Genomic DNA, 17,921 nt, shown 5'->3' on the forward strand with positions numbered 1-17,921 from the left:
GCCGGCCTGACCTCGACGAAGATCGTCGTGGCCGGCGGGTTCGGCGTCGGCAAGACGACGTTCGTGGGAGCGGTGTCCGAAATCTTGCCGCTCACCACGGAAGCGGTGATGACCGACGCGTCCGCGGGCATCGACGACCTCGGTTTGACTCCGAACAAGCAGACGACCACCGTGGCCATGGACTTCGGCCGGCTGTCACTGGATCGCGACCTGATCCTCTACCTGTTCGGGACGCCCGGTCAGCACCGGTTCTGGTTCATGTGGGATGACCTGGTACGCGGCGCCATCGGGGCCGTGGTGCTGCTCGACACCAGGCGGCTGGCCGACAGTTTCCCGGCGATCGACTACTTCGAAGAGGCGAAGCTGCCGTTCGTGGTGGGCATCAACGGCTGGGACGGGCAGTTCGCGCACACCGACGACGAGGTACGGGAGGCGCTGGCCCTCGGTGGGCACGTGCCGATCGTACGGACGGACGCGCGCAGCCGGGACTCGGTCAAGTCGACGTTGATCTCGCTCGTCGAGCACGTCGTCCGACTGCGTGCTGCGCCGGTCAGATAGCAGAAAAGCCGTAAATCCGGCGTGATCACACTACGCTTTCCTTGACAGAAAGGCGTGCATGGTGTGGATCGCAGTGGCGGGAGTCGTAGCCGTCATCGGCGTGATCGTGTGGTCGTTCCGGCGTGACAAGCGCGGCGCCGACGAGCCGGGCGGACGGTCCGGCTGGGACTGGGAGTCCCGGCTGGGCGAGGACGCCCGGGTGGCGTTCATGGAGGGCGTGCGGGCCTGCCAGGACCAGGCGGGCCCGCTCGCCGTCAACGAGGAGCGGGGCCTGCTCCGGATCGTCGATCCGCCCAGGCTCATCTCCCTCTACCTGCTCGCCGACCGGTTCACCGCGCGCGGCCAGGACGGGCTGCACGACCCGCAGGGCGTCGTACGCGAGCTGGTGACCCAGTGCGTCGCCACCGAGCAGCCCGGCGTGCTGCACCTGCGCGCGGACTGGCTGAGCGGCGAGGTCGACGGGATGGACGGGGCCGGCCTCATGGCCGCCGTAGGCGAGATCGTCTGCCCGGAGGGCGCGTCGTGGTCGGGGGACGAGAGCGCGGGCTGCCTGGAGGTCGCGCTGCCGGGCGCTGCGGGGGAGCACGCCGACACGGCGCTGCTCGACCTGGGGCGGGTCGTCGAACGCTACGAGAAGACGCGCGCCGAACGGCCGACGATGCCCGCCGGGGCGCTGCTGCGTGACGTGGTGTTCGAGCTGATCAGCGAGGCGGGGCCGGGGCTGGCGTGGACCAGACCTCCCACCGAGCGGCACCGTACGGCCCTGCTCGCCACCAGCCGCCCCACCACCTGATCGGCGACGCGGACCCGCGGTCCCTCAGCTGAGCCCGGGACCGATCTGCGGTCAGCTGGTCAGCCGGTCGGGTGTGGAGGGCGGCTCGCGCGGCCGCTCACCAGTGCCTCGATGCCGTCCAGGACGCGCTGGAGGCCGAACTCGAAGGCGTGCTCGGCGCTGTAGGCGGCGCCCAGCGCCTCGCCCGTGGCCTGGCCGACCCGCGCGGCCGTGGGGAAGCGCTCGACGTCGGCGATCCGGCTGAAGAAGGGCGCGTGCGCCGCCCACCACTGCTCGTCCGACAGCCCGGTCCGGCTCTCCGCCTGCGCGGCCTCGACGGCTCCCCGCGCCGTGCCGTGCACGAACCCGGCGACCAGCGTGATCACCGAGTCCATCTCCACGTCGGTCAGGCCGATCCCGTCGACGGCCCGCAGCTCGTAGTCGTACTTGGCGGTGACGTTCGGGCCGAGCACCGGGCGGCTCGCCGCCACCTGCAGCAGCCACGGGTGGCGCAGGTAGAGCTGCCAGTTCTCCCTGGCGATGACCTCCAGCCGCCCCCGCCACCCACCGGGCACCTCCTCGGGCCTGGCCGTCTCGCCGTACACGGTGTCGAGCATGACGTCGAGCAGCTCCGGCTTGCCGGGCACGTAGGTGTAGAGCGACATCGTCCCCACCCCCAGCCGCTCGGCCACCCGCCGCATGGACAGCGCCTGCAGCCCTTCGGCGTCGGCCACCTCGATGGCCGCCCGTACGATGCGGTCCACGTTGAGGTCGGGCTTGCCCTTGCGGCTGGTGCGCTCGCTGGTCCGCCAGAGCAGCGCGAGACTGCGCGCCGGATCACCCTTGCCGCTGTACTCAATAGTCACAGTTCGAACGGTACACCGTACGGTCGATGTTCGGCAGATCTTGGGTGAGCTTGGCGATCTCCTGGACGGTCTGGACCCTGACCGTCGCGCTCGCGCAGCTCGCCGGCCTTCTGTACGGGCGGTGGGCGGCAGCCCGCTGGAGCCGTTCCACCTGTCGATGGGCGGCGTTCGGTGGTGGCCCTTCGCGACAGCGAGACCAGTCATGATTTTCACGGCAGCGGAGGTCAGATGCTTGGGATCGGTATCGATAACGGTACGTTCGAGGGTCTGAGCGACCTGAGCGGCCCCTTGCTTCCGTCCGCCCCTCAGCTCAGAAGCCGTGGGTGGACATCACCGCCGATCGTCCGTGGAGAGAGTTCACCAGCGCTGCGCGCGTCGTGGGCACGAAGTCTGATGGCACCTGCTCGATGGGAAACCACGCCACCTGAGAGTGCTTGTGCGGCTCGGCGTTGACCAGATCACCGGTCCAGGCATGCACCACGAAGACGACGGTCAAGAACCCGTTCGGCGCCTCGACACCCCACGCGCCATGGATAATGGCTGCGATCTTCAGCTTGGCCGGATCCACGACCAGGCCCGTCTCCTCCCGCAGTTCTCGGACGGCGGTCGTGGTGATGGCCTCGCCTTTGTCCGCCTTGCCGACTGGCAGGTCCCAGCACTCCGGAGCGAACTTGGCTTCGGGCCCGCGCTGGATCAGCAGCACCCGGCCCGCTGCCTTGTCATGAACGATGACGGCGGCTGCGAGCAGCGTGTGGGAGTCGAGCGCCGGGGGCAGAGCGGTGTCGGTCACGATCGATCCTCTCAACCTCCGTCCGCCGCTAAGCCTGGATCCACAGTCTGAATTTGACCGCCTAGCCATGAGACGGGGTCGCTAGTTCCAGGCCAGCGCCTCGGGCGACCAGGTTCGGCCGGCCACCGAGTCGGTGAGGAGCGGGTCCGCGAAAGTCGTGACAAGCTCTACTACGGTGCTGAACCGCGCGGGGTATCCGCCTGCGGCAGGGCCCTGGCGACGGCGCCAGGCGGCATAGGAAGACTGCCGGAGGTCGGCGAATCCAGTCAGGAGTGGGCCGAGCTGTTGCAGTTTGATGCCCCGATGCGTGGCAGTGGCGGTGAGTGCCGTCCTCAACGTGTCACTCTCCAGCTCATGCATGGTGAGGAGGCGGCATAGATCGGCGTAGTCACGGTCACGGGTGTTGAGACCACCCAGAGAGATGGCTGTGGTCAGCTTTTCCGCGATCACGGTGGCGATCGGGTAGCCGAGAAGGAGGAAGGTTTCGTCGGCGAGTTGCTGGTTGTAGGCGATGAGCTCTGGTTCTGGTGTCACTGGATCGCCAAAGCTGACGTCCAGCTGTAGCTTCAGCCGGGCGCGTGCGATCGAGGCCGCCATGGTGAGACGCAATCCGTGATACTCGTCGCTCTCGCGGATAGGGATGCTTTTTATGGTCCCGCCGTCGAAGATGACCCCGTCGTCGACATGGGCCGAGGCGATAGCTGAAATCCGGCGGATAATCTCGCTTTCTTCCCCTGGGAAATGTCGCCCAAGGAGGTCGATGTCGCGGGTCATGCGGCGTGCTCCGAAACGGGCGAGAAGAAGCCCGCCCTTAAGGATGAAATTCTCGCCGCCTAGCGGGGAGTTCGCCATTCGGAAGAGGAAGCGCTCCAGGAGGTAGTCGACCATTATCTCGTCAGTTGAGCGACCACTGCCACGCGCCAGCTTCCTCAGATCGTTGTAGACCTGACCGGCGGTGGTGTCGCGGGTGGGGTTAGGCATCAGGCGCGCATCACTTGGATTATGGGGCGGATAACTGGCAGAACGTCCAGATCATGGGCGATCCGTTGGAGCTCGGTCAGGTGGCCGGGCTCTTCCCGTCTGACGTAGCGCCCGAGAGCGGAGAGGGCGAGCGACTCTCCGAACCGATGCCGCAAGCGGATCGCATCCACGACCGACCTGGCGGCACCGTACACCGGCACGGTCTCGTCCGGGGCGGCTTGAAACAATTCCACGCCCACGCTGAACGTCTCGGCCCTGTATTGGGAGACAATTGTCGGTGGATAGGTGATATGGGGTCGATGTGTGCCCCGGGGAACCGCGATATGGACCGCAGTGGGAATGTCATCGATCAATTCGTGCAAGGCCAACGCCGATTCTCCACATACCACCGCATTTGGTGCACGCCGTGCGACCGCCAGCAGGTCAAGGTGTGCACTTTGGGGGGCTGATGCCAGGCGGTAGACGCCGCGTGACAGCTCATGAATCTCTTCCCGAACGAGCAGGGCCGACAGATCTCGTGGCGACAACTTCGCAGCGCGCGCTTCTGCGTACGTGAACGTCGGCGGCAGCGTACGCAGGCGTTGCTCGACCCTGGAGCCCTCCGGGGATGGCATGTATTCAATTCTACCCGCACAGCATCATGCTGGGTAGGATTAGATACACTGCGTGTCACGATCGGCCTTACCCGCTGGTGGATGTCGGCGGCCGGCTCACCGACTGCCGGTGTGCTGGAGGTAGGGCCGTTCGCCCAGCAGGAGCTCGTCGGAGGCGCCATGTCCTTCCTCCCTCCGAGAAGATGCGACGTGGGAGGGATGGGGGCCGCGCTCAACGAGGGAGCAGCTCCGGCTTGCCGGGCACGTAGGTGTAGAGCGACATCGTCCCCACCCCCAGCCGCTCGGCCACCCGCCGCATGGACAGCGCCTGCAGCCCTTCGGCATCGGCCACCTCGATGGCCGCCCGTACGATGCGGTCCACGTTGAGGTCGGGCTTGCCCTTGCGGCTGGTGCGCTCGCTGGTCCGCCAGAGCAGCGCGAGACTGCGCGCCGGATCACCCTTGCCGCTGTACTCAATAGTCACAGTTCGAACGGTACACCGTACGGTCGATATCGTTGATCGTACGGTGTACCGGGCAGCGGAGGGGTCATGACCCGCCGGCGCTCAGGACGAGCGGCGCCGGCGGCGTACCAGCGCCTTGTGATCAGTCCCAGCGGAAGAACACCGCGGAGACGACGCCCCCGAGGACGATCGTCGCGGTGAGACCCATCAGGTGGACAGGGTCGATCGCGGCGCCTGCCCAGGCGGCCGACAGGACCTCGACGGTGGCACCGAACGGCAGCAGTTCGCCCACCCTCGCCAGGGGGTCCGGCAGACCGCCACGGCCACCGAACAGGCCGCCGAGGGCGCCGAAGGCGAAGAAGACGATGAGCCCGATCGCCACGGCCGAGTTCGGGGTCGGCGCGACAGCGGCGACGACCATGCCGACGGCGTACAGCGCCGCCATCGCGAGCAGCACGAGACCGAGCGCCGTCACGGGACGCACCGGGAGGTTGGCGTCGAAGACGAGCACGGCCACGGCGAGCGCCGCTCCGATGCCGATGACCGCCTGGAGCACGCTCACCACCGCCTGCGCGACCAGCACCATGGCCGGCGACGCCGGGGTGACCGAGAGCCGGCGCAGGATCCCGCTACGTCGGTAGTACGCCAGGAAGCTCGGCATGTTGACGATGCCGACGGTGGCCATGACGACGGTGAACACCAGGGGAAGGACGTAGACGTCCAGGACCGTGCGGCCGTTGGCCACGACCTCGTCGCCGGCCGTCGAGGCGCTCATCACGAGGATCAGCATCGGCAGTCCGATGGGGATGACGAGACCGGCCGTGTCGCGGATGACCATCTTGGCCTCGCAGCGGATCAGGGTCAGCCACGAGCTCAGGCCGGGACGGCGGGCATCGATCGCGGTGCTCACAGGAGTTCCTCCGGTTGTTTTCCGGCGAGGGCGACGAACGCCTCGTCGAGGTTGGTGGCGCCCGCCCGCGTGACCAGCCCGGCGGGCGTGTCCAGCGCGATGAGACGGCCGCCGTCGAGAAGGGCCACCCGATCGCAGAGCCGCTCCACCTCCTCCATCGCGTGCGTCACCAGCAGGACCGTGACTCCCTCATCGCGGAGCTGCTCGACCGTGGCCCACATCTGGCGGCGCGCCCGCGGGTCGAGCCCCGTCGTCAGCTCGTCGAGGATCACGACCCGCGGCCGCCCGGCGAGGGCCAGCGCGATGGACAGCCGCTGCTGCTGGCCGCCGGAGAGCTTCTCGAACCGGGTCGTACGCCGCGCGCTCAGCCCGACGAGCTCCAGGAGCTCCTCGGCGGGTCGCGGATCCGGGTAGAAGCCGCGGTACAGGCCGACGAGCTCGGCGACCGTCAGCGCGTGGTGCAGATAGGCCTGCTGGAGCTGGACCCCCAGCACCTGGCGGACCTTCGCGCGGTCGAGCCGCGGGTCTAGGCCGAGCACGCGGACGTGTCCGCTGTCGGGCACGCGCAGGCCCGCGATCATCTCCACCGTGGTGGTCTTGCCCGCCCCGTTGGTGCCGAGGACGCCGAGAATCTCGCCCACGGCGACGCGCAGGCTCACCTCCTCGACCGCGACCGTGGCGCCGTAGCGTTTGCTGAGATTCTCGGCGACGACCGCCGGAGCATCCGTATCGTCCATGCGGCGACGCTAGGCGGACCCGGCAGGCGCTCGCCTGTGCCGAAGGTCACCGGCCGCACCCATGACTTTCGGCACCCGAAGGCAGGCCAGGCCCTGAGTTAGGGTGGGGCCGTGCGTCGACTCGGACCCGAGGAGTGGTCAGGGCTGGCGATGTTCGCCGTGTCGGTCGTGGTCGGCGGCCCGGTCCTGACCGGCGCGATCGAGGCGTCCATTCCCCGGGCGTGGTGGATCGGGCTGTTCGCGGTGCTCGTCGTCGCCGTCATCGTCGCGGCCGGCGGGAGCCGTACGCGCTTGGTCCGGCATGCCGCGTACGCGGCGGCGGTCGGAGCCGCATGGGCCCTGGTGGCCTCCGCGGCCCAGCCGGGCCTGCTGCCGGTTCTGCTGGTCGTCGTCGCGGCGGTGAGCGTTCAGGCCGTGCCCAGCTGGGTCGGCTTCGTCGTGGTAGGGCTCAACACCGTGGTGCTCGCCACCGTCGTGGCGCGGACGGAAACCGGCGTCACCGACGTGCTCCTCGGCGCCGGCTTCTACGCGCTGATCCAGGTGGCGACGCTCTTCAGCGCGCTGGCCATCGTACGGGAGCAGCGGATGCGGCGGGAGCTGGCCGAGGCGCACGTCGAGCTGCAGGCGGCCGGCGTGCTGCTGTCGGAGTCGGCGCGCACCGCCGAGCGGCTCCGGATCTCCCGTGAGCTGCACGATCTCATCGGCCATCAGCTCACCGTGCTCACCCTGGAGCTGGAGGCGGCCCGCCATCGCGACGGGGAGCGGGCCCGGGAGCATGTCGAACGGGCCGATCGGGTGGCGCGCGACCTGCTGGGCGATGTACGCGCGACCGTCGGCGAGATGCGGACCGAGTTCGCGGACCTCTCGGCGGCCCTGCGGCAGATCGTGCGTGATCTGCCCGACCTCGAGGTGTCGATCGAGATCGCGCCCGGCGTGCGGGCCGGCGAGGAGCAGACCGCCGCCCTGGTGCGGGCCGTGCAGGAGGTCGTCACCAACACGATCCGGCACGCCGGCGCGCGCGAGCTGTGGATCGACGTCGCCTCCGACGGCGACGCCGTGTGCCTGACCGCGGCCGACGACGGGCACGGCGACGCGGAGCCGACGCTCGGCAACGGGCTGCGCGGGCTGGTCGAGCGGTTCGAGGCGCTCGGCGGCGACGTGCGCGTCGACGGCCGGAAAGGGTTCCGGGTCACCGCCCGGGTGCCCGCGTCGTGACCCGGGTGGTGGTGGTCGACGATCAGACGCTCGTGCGTCAGGGGATCCGCAGCCTGCTGGAGGTCGCCGAGGTCGAGGTGGTCGGCGAGGCCGACGACGGGCAGGCGGCGCTCGACGTCATCGCGGCGGCCAGGCCCGACGTGGTCCTGCTGGACCTGCGGATGCCCCGCTACGACGGGATCTGGGCGCTCGGACGCCTCCGGGAGCGCGGCATCGAGACGCCGGTCCTCGTGCTCACCACCTTCAACGACGACGACCTCGTGCTGAAGGCGCTCCGGGCGGGCGCCCGCGGCTATCTGCTCAAGGACGTGACCGTGGAGCAGTTGACCGGCGCGGTGCGCGCCCTGGCCGGCGGCGGCACGCTCATCGCGCCGTCGATCACCGACCGGCTGCTGCGCGCGATCCGCTCCGGCCCGTCACCGGCCGCCGCCGCGCCCGCGCAGGAGCTCACCGAGCGTGAGCTGGAAGTGATGCGGCTCGTCGCCGAGGGGTACAGCAACCGAGAGATCGCCGGGGCGTTGTTCCTGGCCGAGGGCACGGTGAAGAACTACGTGTCGACGATCCTGCTCAAACTCGACGCACGAGACCGCACCAACGCCGTGCTGCGCGCCTTGCACGAGGGCATCCTGCGCTGACATCGGACCCGGTGGAAGTCCATGGGATCCTGCATTGCCCCCATACTATACGGTTGGATAGCATGCCATTTGGTTGAACAATTATCTGTACGATTGGACAAGGGGAACATGACGACGCCAACACCCGATCCCGAGGACCTGACCGCTCGCGCGCGGATCCGAGACGCGGCCCTGCGGCTCTTCGGGGAGCACGGCTTCGAGGCGGCGACGACCCGGCGGATCGCCGACACCGCGGGAGTGTCCCCGGGGCTGGTGCGCCACCACTTCGGCTCCAAACAGGAGCTGCGCCAGGCGTGCGACGCCCACCTGATCAAGCTCATCACCAGGATCAACGAGCAGGTCGCCGCCGACACGACCGCCGGCGGCGTGAACTACGTCGGGGCCTCCCTGGCGGCCCTCGGGCCCTACCAGCGATACCTGTCGCGCGCCCTGACCGAGGGACGGGCCGAGCCGGTGTTCGACGCGATGGTCCAGATGAGTGAGCAGTGGCTCGCGGAGCTCGATCAGCGCCGCGCCGATCCGCCCTTCGCCGACCGCAAGGCCAGGGCGACGGTGGGCACGGCGATGGCGCTGGCCGTCGGGATCCTGCACGAGCACGTGTCCCGAGGGCTGGGCGTCGAGGTGTCCACCAAGGAGGGCGCCGACCTGCTCGCCGTGACCCTGCTCGATCTCTACTCCCACCCCTGGCTCAGTCCGGCCGAGGCCGCCGCCTACCGCGACGCCCTGGAAAGCACCCGGCGTTCGACCGAGGAGCACGCTGATGAGTGACGCCATAGCGGTAACCGGCCTGGTCAAGGCGTTCGGCGCCACCCGCGCCCTGGACGGCCTCGATCTCGTCGTGGGCACCGGAGAGGTGCACGCCTTCCTGGGGCCCAACGGCGCCGGCAAGAGCACCACGATCCGGATCCTGCTCGGCATGCTGCGCGCGGACGCGGGCACCGCCCGGCTGCTCGGCGGCGACCCGTGGGCCGACGCGACCGAGCTGCACCGCAGGCTGGCCTACGTGCCCGGCGACGTCACCCTGTGGCCCCAGCTGTCCGGCGGCGAGGTGATCGACCTGCTCGGACGGCTGCGCGGCGGGCTCGACCAGCGGCGCCGCGACGAGCTGCTGGAGCGCTTCGACCTGGACCCCCGCAAGAAGAGCCGCGCCTACTCCAAGGGCAACCGGCAGAAGGTCGCCCTGATCGCCGCGCTGGCCTCCGACGCCGAGCTGCTCATCCTCGACGAGCCCACCTCCGGCCTGGACCCCCTGATGGAGGAGGCGTTCCGCGAGACGGTGCGTCAGGAGAGGCATCGCGGAGACCGGAGCGTGCTGCTGTCCAGCCACATCCTGTCCGAGGTCGAAGCCCTGTGCGACCGGGTGACCATCATCAAGGACGGCCGCACGGTGGAGAGCGGCACCCTGGCAGACCTGCGCCACCTCACCCGCACCTCCATCCAGGCCGACCTGGCGGCGCCGGCGGACGGGCTGGCCGCCCTGCCCGGCGTGCACGACCTGCGCGCCGAGGGCGGCCGGGTCCGGTTCGACGTCGACACCGCCGCTCTGGACGCGGTGCTGAGACACCTCACGGGCGCCGGCGTACGCGGCCTCGTCAGCCGGCCCGCCACCCTTGAGGAGCTGTTCCTGCGCCACTACGACCGCGTCGGTGACGCGCCGCACACGGGAGCGGTTCGATGACCGCGCTCACTGGCGCCGGCCACCTGGCCCGCCTGGCGCTGCGCCGCGAACGCGTCCTCGCCCCCTGGTGGATCCTGCTGATCGTGAGCCTGGCCCTGGTGATGGTCGCGTACGTCAACAGGAACATGGGCACCTACGAGCTGAAACTCGCCTACGTCGACCTCATCCGCCGCAACGCCTTCTTCCAGGGGCTCGGCGGCGGATTCGCCGAACCGCGGCTGGAAGTGCTCGCCACGTGGCGCAGCGGCGGGTTCCTCTATCTGGCGAGCGCGTTCGCGGCCGTCATGTCCGTCGTCCGGAACACTCGCGCGGAAGAGGACACCGGCCGTAGCGAGCTGGTCCGCTCGGCCGTGGTGAGCCGCCACGCCCAGCTGACCGCGGCGGTGCTGGTGGCGGCCGGGGTCAGCCTGGTCTGCGGCCTTTCGACGGCCGTCGTGCTGATCGGGATCGGGCTCGAACCGATCGGGTCGCTCGCCTACGGGGCCGCCATCACGGTGGCGGGCTGGGTCTTCGCCGGCGTCGCCGCCGTCGCCGCCCAACTGGCACGCGACGCCCGGACGGCCACCACGATCGGCCTGACCGTGCTCGCTCTGTCGTACGTGATGCGCTACGCCGGTGACGCGAGCGCGCAGTACTGGCTGAAGAACCTGTCCCCGCTCGGCTGGAGCCATCTGGTGCGGGCCTACCAGGACGAGCGGTGGTGGCTGCTCGGCGTCTCGCTCCTGGCGGCCGCCGTCCTGCTCGCCGCCGCCTACCGCCTGCTCGGCCGCCGCGACCTGGGTGCCGGGTTGCTGCCCGAACGCCTTGGGCGCGCGACGGCCCCGAACCTGCGCGGCCCGATCAGCCTGGCCTGGCGGCTGCACCGGGGCCTGCTGGTGAAATGGGCTGCCGGGGTCGCGTTCTTCGCCGCGGCGGCCGCCGCCTTGAGCCCGCTGGGCCGGGACCTGCTCTCGCGGCCGAGCATCGTGGTCGACAACATCACCAAGAGCCTCGGCGTGCCCGCCGACGCGACGCTCGGCGCCTATTCGTGGTACATGATCCTGATCCTCGCGTACGCCATCGCCGTCTACCCGGTGCTCATGGTCCTGCGGCTGCGCGCGGAGGAGACCTCGGGCCGCGCGGAGGCCGTACAGGCCACCCCTGTGACCCGGCTCCGGTGGGCGGCCGGGCACCTGGTCGTGACCGGGCTCGGCACCGTGACGCTGCTGGCCGTCGCCGGGCTCGTGTTCGGCACGCTGTACTCGGTGCTGGTGGGCGACCTCGCCACCGACCTGCCCCGCTTCCTGGCCGGGGCGCTGGGCGCCGTACCGGCCGCCTGGTGCGTGGGGGCGGTGTGCGTGCTCGCGTACGCGCTGCTGCCGAGGGCGAGCGCGGCGATCTCCTTGGCGGTCTGGACCCTGACCGTCGCGCTCGGTCAGATCGCCGGCCCTCTGTACGGGCTGTGGGGCGGCAGCCCCCTGGAGCCGTTCCACTACATCCCCAACGCCTTCGCCGGGCCGCCCCTGACCGCCGGTCCGACCCTGGCCTTGGTCACCGTCACGGCGGGGCTCCTCGTCGCCGCCCTGCTCGCCCTCCGCCATCGCGACTTCGGATAGGACCACCGGAACGCCTCATGACGCGGTCCACCTTCAGAAGCCGTACGGCCGATGTCGTTGACCGCATGGTGGGCGCCTACCGGGTCACATAGTGGAAACCGGGCTTCGGATGCATCAGGAAGTCATGGTGGGAGATGTTCCACGCGTACGCGCCCGCCATGGTGAACTCCACCACGTCGCCCGGCTTCAGGCTGATGGGCACGCGGCGGGCCAGGACGTCCTTCGGGGTGCACAGCTGGCCGACGATGGTCGTGGGCTCGCCCGGCTCGCCGATGATCAGCGGCTGGTCGTGGCCCTTGGTGGCGGGCGTGCGGAGGTGGTGCGTCCCACCGGCCACCACCGCGAACAGCTCGCCGTGCACCCGCTTGACGTCGATCACCCGGGTGACGTAGCGCCCGCAGTAGACGGTCAGCGAACGGCCCGGCTCTATCCGCAGTACCTCACCGGTGCGGCGCAGCCGGGCCAGGCCCCTGCCGTAGGCGTCCCAGTCGAACGTACGGTCCGGCTCGGCGTAGGAGACGGCCATCCCGCCACCGAGGTTGATCTCGGACATGCCGAGCCCGCGCGCGTAGTCCAGCACGGCCGCGGCGACCTCCAGCATCCGGGAGGCGTCGAGCCCGCTGGCCAGATGAGCATGGATGCCGCGCGCTCGTACGGTCTCCTGCCCTTCGAGGAGGGCCAGGCACTCGGCGATCCCGGCAGGATCCATGCCGAACGGCGTCGCACCCCCACCCATGGCGAGTGAGGCGCCCTCGATGGGAATGTCCAGATTGACCCGCAGCAGCACGTCAGCGGAACGGCCGGCGGCGAGCAGCCGGCGGATCTCGCTGGGGCTCTCCACGTGCAGCCGGGTGACGTCCGCGAAGAGCTCCCCGTCCGTCTTCCCCGGCCCGCCCAGCGCCACGGGCGTGCCGGGGAAGTGCTCCCGTACGTGCGCGAGCTCGCCGCCCGAGGCCACCTCGAACCCGTCCACATAGGGAGCGAGGGTACGCAGGAGCCGGGGGTCGGGGTTGGCCTTGACCGCGTAGTAGACCTCGACATCCCCGAGCGCGGCCCGGACCCGGCGCATGTGGCCGTCGAGCTCGGTCAGGTCGTAGACGTAGGCGGGCAGGCTCTCCGGCGGAGCTCCGGCGCTCCACGGTTCCCGGGCGAGGCTGGTGGTCACGGGCCCTCCGATCGATACATGCGCTTGCTGATCACACGCTAGAGCCAAGCGTCCCCCGCCACAGCAGAAGTGGTGTCACATGCGAGCGCCGCCCTCGTCACGGCCCGGGGCAGGCGACCTCGAACCAGAGGCAGCCGTGGCTGCCGAGGCGGTCGAAGCCCCACTCGGTGGCAAGAGCGTTGATCAGGAAAACTTCGTCGCCGCTCGCGCTCGTGACGCGATCCTCAAGGCGGGTTACTCTCCTACGTTGGTAGTCGGAGATGGGCTGTACGGATACGCCGAGAACGCCGAATACGATCGGCTCATCGCGACCTGTTCCGTTCGTACGATTCCGCTCGCATGGCCGCAACAGGTCCGCGAAGGCGGCACCGTCACGGCCCCGATGCGGGGATGGCTGGGTGGGGTGGCCTTCGCGCGCATCTCACCGTGGCCGGCGACGGCACCGCGAGTGGCCGCCTCCTGGAGGACGACCTGTCCTTCATGACCGCCCGCTCCCACGTGCCTCCTCCACTTCCTCCGTTGGTCAGAGGCGTGGGAGACGTACGCGAGACCAGAATAGATCCGTCGATTCTGGACGACCAAGCAGCTCTGTGGGCTGCTCAGCTCGCCGTGCCACAGGCCCAGTGCGTCTGGGGCGAGGACGGGACGACTTTCCTGATCGAGGTCGGGTCCGGCTCAAGCGCCGTGATCCAGCCACAGTCCACAGGCGGCTGGACAGCCCACCAGCACGGCCCGGCCAAGCTGTGGGACGCCATCGAAGACGCCATCCTGAGGTGGCAGGAAGCCGGCCGGCCGCACCAGTCCTGCTTCGGCCTGACCGTGACGCCCAAAAGACAGTGGGTGTGGCTCGGTGACCCAGACGGGCCGTCGTGGAATCTGCCGACGTGAACCGGCGTCGTGAAATGTCGGTTGGCGTTCCGTGGAATGTCGGTTCCAGAGGTCGTGAAATGTCGGTTGGCGCTCCGTGGAATGTCGGTTCAAGCCTCTATGAAATGTCGTTTCCGCAGGTAGGAAAGGCGCTAAGGATCTTGTGACTGGTGGTCCCGGCGTGCGTGGAGGTCCTCGACACGTTCAAGATCGTGATCATCAACGGTCCCGCGTCTGCCAGGGAAGACGAACCTGCTCCAGCGGGCGCAGGCCTGCCGAGCCGGCCCCCTACCTGTGGATCGGCGCTGCCCGCGATCGGGCAGCGCCGTGGAGGTCAGGGGTGCAGGTGGAGGGGCAGGCTGGCCCAGCCGTGGGCGATGAAGGATGGGACGTGGGGGAGGTCGCTTTCGGGGACCGCCAGTCGGAGGTCCGGGAAGCGGGCGAAGAAGGCGGGCAGGGCGGCCAGTGCCTCCTGGCGGGCGAGTGGGGCGCCGATGCAGCGGTGCACGCCGACGCCGAAGGCCAGGTGCTCCTCACGTTCCTGGGTCGGGTCGAACCGGTCGGCGTCCGGGCCGTGCTGGTCGGGGTCGTGCCCGGCCGCCAGGTAGCTGGTGATGATCGCGTCGCCCGCCTCGATCCGTACCCCGCCGATCTCGATCGGCTCGATGGCGAACCGCAGCGGCAGGTTGGCGATCGACGGCGTCCAGCGCAGCGTCTCCTCGATCACCGCGTTCCAGGAGATCTCTCCGGACAGGACCCGCGCGAGGTGGTCCGGATGGGTGAGCAGGGCGTGCACCGCGTTGCCGATCAGGTTGACCGTGGTCTCGTGCCCGGCCGCGATGAGCAGCAGCAGCGTGTCGCGCAACTCGTCGTCGCTGAGCGAGTCGCCGCTGTCGCGCACGTTGATCAGCTCGGTGGTCAGGTCGTCGCCCGGATGCTCGCGCTTGTAGGCGACCAGGGCGGGCAGCACGGTGCCGATCTGGACCGCCGTGGCCGCCATCTGCTCGGGGGTGCCCGTGGTGTCCATGATGGCCTCCATCACCCGGGCCATCTCCACCCACATGTGCTCGGGGACGCCGAACAGCTCGCAGATCACCCGCATCGGCAGGGGGTGGGCGTAGGCGGTGCGGAGGTCGACGGCCTGGCCCGGCGGCTGCGCGGCCATGGCGTCCAGCAGCTCCGCCACGATGCCCTCGACGATCGGCTGCATGGCCTTGGTACGGCGCGCGGTGAAGCTCGGGGCGACCAGTTTGCGCAGCCGCCGGTGCTCCTCGCCATAGGCGCTGAGCATGTTGGACACGCCGATCCAGGTCATGATCCAGGTCCAGCCGGGCTCGGTGAGCGCCTGAGGCAGCAGCCGCCAGTGCCGCTTGTCCTTGCTCACCAGCGGATCGAGGATGAGCTGCTTGAGCAGGTCGTGCCGGGTGACCGCCCAGGCAGGGATGCCTCCGGTGAGCTCTACGAGGACCAGGGGGCCGAGGTCGCGTAACCGGCGGACCTCGCCGGGGAGGTCGGCGCCGAAGGGATCGAGGACGACGGGGGCTGGGCTGCCCAAGGGGATTCTCCTGGCTGGTCGGGGCGGATGGGAGTGAAGCGCACCGGCAGGTGCGCCAGCGCGCGATGGAACGGGCCGGGCCGCCACGGCAGCTCGTCGCGGGGCACGGTCAGTTCGAGGTCGCACAGGTGAGAGGTCAGGCGTTCGATCGCGGTCATGGCGATGAGCACGGCCGGGTCGCTGGCCGGGCAGCGGTGCGGCCCGGCGCCGAAGCCCAGGTACGCGCCGCCGTCGGAGCGCAGCTCCTCGGGAACGTTGGTGGGCTCGGTGTTGGCCGCCGCGTAGGAGACGAGGACCAGCTCGGCCGGCTGGATCCAGGTGCCGTGGAAGTGCACCGGCTGGAGCACGAAGTACGGGCCGTAGTTCGACATGGCGGGCTCGGCGCGCAGCGCCTCCATGAGGGCGTCGTACGTGCTGAGCGCGCCGTTGGTGAGCGAGCTGTAGTAGCGGTCGTCGCTGACCATCCGGGAGATCGTGTTGGAGATCAGATTGGCCACGGGCTCGTAACTGGCGGCCATCACCAGCACGAGGGTCTCCGCCAGCTCGTCGGTCCGCAACGCGGCCGGATGGTCGATGAACCAGGAGGTCAGGTCGTCGCCCCGCTCGGCGTGCTTGGCCTGGATCAGCTCGCCGATGTAGCGGCTGAACGCGTCGCTGCCCCGCGCGCCCCTCTCGCCGTCGGCCTCCATCAGGTCCGACAGAGCCTGGGTCAGGCCGGCGCTGTCGGAGTCGGGGCGCCCGAAGAGCAGATTGAAGATGCGGGTCGGGATGAGCCGGGCGAAGTCGGCGACCAGGTCGGCCTCGCCCTTGGCGGCGAACTGGCTGATGAGCGAGTCCGACACCTCGATCACCATCTGACGCAGCTTGTGCGGCTGGATCTGCTGGAAGCAGTCGGCGATCACTTTGCGGAAGCGGGCGTGCTCGGCACCGTCGGAGTACAGCGCGCTCGGCCGGCGGCCGAGCATGGCGATCGCCCCCGCGGCCTCCGGGGTGTCGGGGAGCCGCGCCTGCCAGGCGCTGGGGTGCTTGCTCCAGACGCCGCCCACGTTGGTGAGCACGTCCAAGGCGGCCCGGTAGCCGAGCACCAGGTGGGCCTCGATGCCCGGGGCGATCTCCACGGGCGCGACCGCGCCGTGCCGCCCGCGCAGCTCCGCGTACAGCGCCTGCGGGTCTCGGGCGTACTCCGGCCCGTACAGGCGCCCGGCATCGGGCAGGTAGCGCAGGGTCATGACAGCACCAGCTCTCTGATGTGCTCCACCAGCGCGATCAGCGAGGCGCGGGCGGAGGCGGGGTCGCGGGCGTCGCACACCATCAGCGGCGTGCCTGGGTCCAGGTCGAGCGCCTCGCGCACGGACTCCAAGGGGTAGTCGGGCGAGTCGGGGAAGTGGTTGACGGCCACCGCGTAGCGGATGCCGGCGTTCTCCACCAGGTCGAGGACGGCGAAGCTCTCGTCGATGCGCCGGGTGTCGGCCAGCACCAGAACCCCCAGCGCGCCGCGCACCAGCTCGTCCCACAGGACCTGGAAGCGGGTCTGGCCCGGCGCCCCGAACAGGTAGAGCACGACCCCGGGCAGGGTGAGGCGGCCGAAGTCGATCGCGGTGGTCGTGGTGGTCTTCTCGTTCACGCCGGTGAGGTCGTCGACCAGCGTGCCCGCCTCGGTGAGCACCTCTTCGGTGTTGAGGGGCCTGATCTCCGAGAGCGCACCCACGATGGTCGTCTTGCCCACGCCGAACGGCCCTGCGATGACCAGCTTGACCGGGATGTGCTCGGCGCTGACGCGGCTGTCAGAGAGCGCGGAGGCCATTGAGTACCAACTCCAAGATCTCGATGTCGGGCAGGTCGGTGGCCGGCGGATCGCGGGTCAGCAGCGTTCCGCCACCGACCAGCCCGGCGACCAGCAACCGCACCACGTAGTACGGCAGGCCCAGGTGCGCGGCGCATTCGTACACCGACAACGGCCCGTGTTCGAGCAGGACCATCAGGTGCGACCCCGGCGGGTCCAGCCCGTGGGCGGCCGCGTCGGGGGCGACGTAGACCAGGGTGGTGCGCTCGACGCTGATGTGCTCGGGCACGGTCAACCTCGCGGCGGCCATGTAGTCCGGGACGACCCGCCGCCGTTGCCGGCCGGAGGTCATGCCCTTACGCCCGGCACCCTGGCCGCGCTGGCCTCGTCGAGAGCCTTGATCAGCTTCTGCACCTGTAGTTGGACTTCGTAGGCCAGCGCGCCGATGTTGACCGCGCCGGTGGCGGCGACGACGATGGCGGCGCGGTCGCCGGCCGGGGCGATGTAGTAATAGCCGCTCTCGGCGGAGATGACGATGTCCACCACCCCGCCGTCGGAGCCGCCGCTGAGGCCGTCGCACAGGGCGCGGGCGGCTCCCAGGACGGAGCTCGTCATGGCGGCGGCGCGCTCGCCGCTCTCGGTCGTCACATCGGCGGAGCCGCCGAGGATCAGCCCGTCACGGCTCAGCACCACGCCTCGCGCGACCCCGGGCAGTGCCAGGAGAGGCGACAGGACCCAGGACACGTCGAGGGACAACG

The 17,921-nt window shown here is 70.0% G+C and carries 21 protein-coding genes and 1 pseudogene; 9 read left to right on the plus strand and 13 right to left on the minus strand.

What is annotated here, in order from left to right:
- The first annotated feature begins 6 nt into the window (after positions 1-6).
- Together OHA68_RS23245 and OHA68_RS23250 are read left to right on the plus strand one after the other, a co-directional pair.
- Positions 7-558, plus strand: coding sequence for a GTP-binding protein (locus OHA68_RS23245; protein ID WP_189138890.1), 552 nt, complete (start codon positions 7-9; stop codon positions 556-558).
- Positions 559-616: 58 nt separating this feature from the next.
- Positions 617-1,351, plus strand: coding sequence for a hypothetical protein (locus OHA68_RS23250; RefSeq protein ID WP_327102146.1), 735 nt, complete (start codon positions 617-619; stop codon positions 1,349-1,351).
- A gap of 59 nt (positions 1,352-1,410) precedes the next feature.
- On the opposite strand, the gene OHA68_RS23255 is transcribed toward OHA68_RS23250, so the two are convergent.
- The 7 genes and pseudogenes from OHA68_RS23255 to OHA68_RS23285 all read right to left on the minus strand — a co-directional run bounded on the left by OHA68_RS23255 (position 1,411) and on the right by OHA68_RS23285 (position 6,670).
- Complete coding sequence (locus tag OHA68_RS23255; protein WP_327102147.1) at positions 1,411-2,196, minus strand: TetR/AcrR family transcriptional regulator; 786 nt, start codon at positions 2,194-2,196, stop codon at positions 1,411-1,413.
- Between the two features lie 310 nt (positions 2,197-2,506).
- On the minus strand, positions 2,507-2,986 hold the full coding sequence (locus OHA68_RS23260) for an NUDIX domain-containing protein (protein ID WP_327102148.1): 480 nt from the start codon (positions 2,984-2,986) through the stop codon (positions 2,507-2,509).
- Positions 2,987-3,067: 81 nt separating this feature from the next.
- Positions 3,068-3,967: a nucleotidyl transferase AbiEii/AbiGii toxin family protein gene (locus OHA68_RS23265; protein ID WP_327102149.1), complete on the minus strand. Its 900-nt coding sequence runs from the start codon at positions 3,965-3,967 to the stop codon at positions 3,068-3,070.
- Entirely contained in the window at positions 3,967-4,581 is a 615-nt protein-coding gene (locus tag OHA68_RS23270; RefSeq protein ID WP_327102150.1) for a type IV toxin-antitoxin system AbiEi family antitoxin domain-containing protein, read from the minus strand. Before OHA68_RS23270 ends, OHA68_RS23265 begins: the two co-directional genes overlap by 1 nt.
- Before the next feature lie 220 nt (positions 4,582-4,801).
- A pseudogene (locus OHA68_RS23275) lies at positions 4,802-5,044 on the minus strand (TetR/AcrR family transcriptional regulator); the annotation flags it as partial.
- Between the two features lie 121 nt (positions 5,045-5,165).
- Entirely contained in the window at positions 5,166-5,933 is a 768-nt protein-coding gene (locus tag OHA68_RS23280) for an ABC transporter permease (RefSeq protein WP_327102151.1), read from the minus strand.
- Positions 5,930-6,670: an ABC transporter ATP-binding protein gene (locus OHA68_RS23285; RefSeq protein ID WP_327102152.1), complete on the minus strand. Its 741-nt coding sequence runs from the start codon at positions 6,668-6,670 to the stop codon at positions 5,930-5,932. The genes OHA68_RS23280 and OHA68_RS23285 overlap by 4 nt, the downstream gene beginning before the upstream one ends.
- 111 nt (positions 6,671-6,781) lie before the next feature.
- On the opposite strand from OHA68_RS23285, the gene OHA68_RS23290 reads away from it, so the two are divergent.
- The 5 genes from OHA68_RS23290 to OHA68_RS23310 all read left to right on the plus strand — a co-directional run bounded on the left by OHA68_RS23290 (position 6,782) and on the right by OHA68_RS23310 (position 11,793).
- Positions 6,782-7,885 carry a sensor histidine kinase gene (locus tag OHA68_RS23290; RefSeq protein WP_327102153.1) on the plus strand — a complete coding sequence of 368 codons (1,104 nt, stop codon included), beginning with the start codon at positions 6,782-6,784 and terminating at the stop codon, positions 7,883-7,885.
- Positions 7,882-8,520, plus strand: coding sequence for a response regulator transcription factor (locus OHA68_RS23295; RefSeq protein WP_327102154.1), 639 nt, complete (start codon positions 7,882-7,884; stop codon positions 8,518-8,520). Before OHA68_RS23290 ends, OHA68_RS23295 begins: the two co-directional genes overlap by 4 nt.
- A 108-nt stretch (positions 8,521-8,628) precedes the next feature.
- Positions 8,629-9,288 carry a TetR/AcrR family transcriptional regulator gene (locus tag OHA68_RS23300; RefSeq protein ID WP_327102155.1) on the plus strand — a complete coding sequence of 220 codons (660 nt, stop codon included), beginning with the start codon at positions 8,629-8,631 and terminating at the stop codon, positions 9,286-9,288.
- Positions 9,281-10,198 carry an ABC transporter ATP-binding protein gene (locus OHA68_RS23305; RefSeq protein ID WP_327102156.1) on the plus strand — a complete coding sequence of 306 codons (918 nt, stop codon included), beginning with the start codon at positions 9,281-9,283 and terminating at the stop codon, positions 10,196-10,198. The genes OHA68_RS23300 and OHA68_RS23305 overlap by 8 nt, the downstream gene beginning before the upstream one ends.
- The gene (locus tag OHA68_RS23310; protein ID WP_327102157.1) at positions 10,195-11,793 is read left to right on the plus strand and encodes an ABC transporter permease; all 1,599 of its coding nucleotides are present in this window, start codon (positions 10,195-10,197) and stop codon (positions 11,791-11,793) included. Before OHA68_RS23305 ends, OHA68_RS23310 begins: the two co-directional genes overlap by 4 nt.
- Before the next feature lie 76 nt (positions 11,794-11,869).
- On the opposite strand, the gene OHA68_RS23315 is transcribed toward OHA68_RS23310, so the two are convergent.
- Positions 11,870-12,958 (minus strand): alanine racemase, encoded by a 1,089-nt coding sequence (locus OHA68_RS23315; RefSeq protein ID WP_327102158.1) that lies wholly within the window; start codon positions 12,956-12,958, stop codon positions 11,870-11,872.
- Between the two features lie 79 nt (positions 12,959-13,037).
- Here OHA68_RS23315 and OHA68_RS45370 point away from each other — a divergent pair, with 79 nt between their 5' ends.
- Positions 13,038-13,442 (plus strand): methyltransferase domain-containing protein, encoded by a 405-nt coding sequence (locus tag OHA68_RS45370; protein ID WP_407674360.1) that lies wholly within the window; start codon positions 13,038-13,040, stop codon positions 13,440-13,442.
- On the plus strand, positions 13,349-13,846 hold the full coding sequence (locus OHA68_RS23320) for a hypothetical protein (RefSeq protein ID WP_327102159.1): 498 nt from the start codon (positions 13,349-13,351) through the stop codon (positions 13,844-13,846). The genes OHA68_RS45370 and OHA68_RS23320 overlap by 94 nt, the downstream gene beginning before the upstream one ends.
- A gap of 313 nt (positions 13,847-14,159) precedes the next feature.
- Here OHA68_RS23320 and OHA68_RS23325 read toward each other — a convergent pair whose 3' ends face one another.
- Genes OHA68_RS23325 through OHA68_RS23345 form a run of 5 tightly spaced genes read right to left on the minus strand, consistent with a single transcriptional unit; the run spans position 14,160 to position 17,919 of the window.
- Positions 14,160-15,380 carry a cytochrome P450 family protein gene (locus OHA68_RS23325; RefSeq protein ID WP_327102160.1) on the minus strand — a complete coding sequence of 407 codons (1,221 nt, stop codon included), beginning with the start codon at positions 15,378-15,380 and terminating at the stop codon, positions 14,160-14,162.
- Positions 15,284-16,609, minus strand: coding sequence for a cytochrome P450 family protein (locus OHA68_RS23330; protein ID WP_327102161.1), 1,326 nt, complete (start codon positions 16,607-16,609; stop codon positions 15,284-15,286). Before OHA68_RS23330 ends, OHA68_RS23325 begins: the two co-directional genes overlap by 97 nt.
- Positions 16,606-17,184: a GTP-binding protein gene (locus OHA68_RS23335; RefSeq protein ID WP_189138300.1), complete on the minus strand. Its 579-nt coding sequence runs from the start codon at positions 17,182-17,184 to the stop codon at positions 16,606-16,608. Before OHA68_RS23335 ends, OHA68_RS23330 begins: the two co-directional genes overlap by 4 nt.
- Positions 17,165-17,515, minus strand: a complete 351-nt coding sequence (locus OHA68_RS23340) for a DUF742 domain-containing protein (protein WP_327102162.1) — start codon at positions 17,513-17,515, stop codon at positions 17,165-17,167. The genes OHA68_RS23335 and OHA68_RS23340 overlap by 20 nt, the downstream gene beginning before the upstream one ends.
- Positions 17,512-17,919 (minus strand): roadblock/LC7 domain-containing protein, encoded by a 408-nt coding sequence (locus tag OHA68_RS23345; protein ID WP_225276909.1) that lies wholly within the window; start codon positions 17,917-17,919, stop codon positions 17,512-17,514. The genes OHA68_RS23340 and OHA68_RS23345 overlap by 4 nt, the downstream gene beginning before the upstream one ends.
- Between the last annotated feature and the right edge of the window lie 2 nt (positions 17,920-17,921).

This window comes from Nonomuraea glycinis, assembly GCF_035920485.1.
Lineage (GTDB): Bacteria > Actinomycetota > Actinomycetes > Streptosporangiales > Streptosporangiaceae > Nonomuraea > Nonomuraea glycinis.